This is a genomic window from Pseudomonas sp. 6D_7.1_Bac1 (assembly GCF_025465945.1).
In the GTDB taxonomy this organism is placed as follows: Bacteria; Pseudomonadota; Gammaproteobacteria; order Pseudomonadales; family Pseudomonadaceae; genus Aquipseudomonas.
The window spans coordinates 1-444 of sequence record NZ_JANLNW010000058.1 but is presented as its reverse complement, the minus strand read 5'-3'; the positions used below and the strand labels follow the sequence as shown (position 1 = coordinate 444).

1 protein-coding gene is annotated in these 444 nt (G+C 62.8%); it reads left to right on the top strand.

What is annotated here, in order from left to right:
• Positions 1-444 (top strand): lipoyl synthase (locus tag NTD87_RS16045; RefSeq protein ID WP_262114993.1); only part of this gene is annotated, 444 nt, incomplete at both ends.

Below are 444 nucleotides of genomic sequence, written 5' to 3'. Positions count from 1 at the left end.
ATCAAGGCCCTGCTGCGCAAACACAAGCTGCACAGTGTCTGCGAAGAAGCCTCCTGCCCGAACCTCGGCGAGTGCTTCTCCGGTGGCACCGCGACCTTCATGATCATGGGTGACATCTGCACCCGTCGTTGCCCGTTCTGCGACGTCGGCCACGGTCGTCCGAAGCCACTGGACGTCAACGAGCCGGAAAGCCTGGCCATCGCCATCGCCGACCTGAAACTGAAGTACGTGGTCATCACCTCGGTGGACCGCGATGACCTGCGTGACGGCGGTGCCCAGCACTTTGCCGACTGCATCCGTGAAATCCGCAAGCTGTCGCCGAACGTACAGCTGGAAACCCTGGTCCCGGACTACCGTGGCCGCATGGACGTAGCGCTGGCCATCACCGCGGCCGAGCCGCCGGATGTGTTCAACCACAACCTGGAAACCGTGCCACGCCTGTAT